This is a genomic window from Thiolapillus sp., from assembly GCF_048562965.1.
GTDB classification, from domain to species: Bacteria; Pseudomonadota; Gammaproteobacteria; order Chromatiales; family Chromatiaceae; genus Thiolapillus; species Thiolapillus brandeum_A.
The window spans coordinates 1-761 of sequence record NZ_JBHNMF010001238.1; the positions used below are offsets into that span (position 1 = coordinate 1).

At 54.0% G+C, this 761-nt stretch carries 1 protein-coding gene; it reads right to left on the reverse strand.

What is annotated here, in order from left to right; all coding sequences use genetic code 11:
- The coding region (locus ACOCD2_RS23530; protein ID WP_419623411.1) for a Wzz/FepE/Etk N-terminal domain-containing protein at positions 1-683 on the reverse strand (683 nt) is incomplete at its 3' end.
- Between the last annotated feature and the right edge of the window lie 78 nt (positions 684-761).

The window sequence follows — 761 nt, forward strand, 5'->3', positions numbered from 1 at the left end:
TTGTTGTGTAGTGCTTGGTGACCAGGACGGCTGGGGCACGAATAGGTTGTCAAAGGCCGAGTCGATTTTGGGGACTGGGATGTCCCAAAATCTATCACGAGGTCGAAGACACGCTTGTTCAGAACGTTGATGATTCTTGCATGATCCTTGGTGATTGCCTCGATCACCATGTTGTGCAGTTTTTTGTACTGCGTTTCTTCGTCCGTGGTCGTCTTGCTCGTCAGTACGATCAATGCACTTTTCTTGGGGATGGTCGTGCTGATCTTGTATTCTATGGTGTCGTCTTCTTCAGCACTGTTCAGCTGGTGGATGACCATGGGTATCAGGGAGTTTTCCAGCTTGGCTTTGACCGTTTCCGGTGCTTCGATGGGAGTGGGTGTGTCCCCGCGAATGGCGGTGCCGATCTCTATGGAGGTACGCAGGTCGTAAGATTTTGGCATGATCAGCGCGACGATCAGTCCCAGCAGGGTAACTCCGATGGCCACCTTTAAAAACAGCTTGCGGTGCTTCCTGAAGGTCAGCCAGATATCCACCAGGCTGATTTCATCCTCGGTGTTGGGGATGTATTGCACGGGATAGACAGGAACGGGCTGGTTTTCTTTCGCTGCCAGGCATGGAGAGCGAAGCGAGGGCTGGTAGTCCCCAGTAGCCGCGAGGCCGCACTGCTTACCCGTCGTGCGCATAGCGCCAGAGGGGAAGCAAAGTAGGCATCCAAACGCGGCGTCCAGTCATTGGGAGACAAGTACGGAGCAGCAACGAGC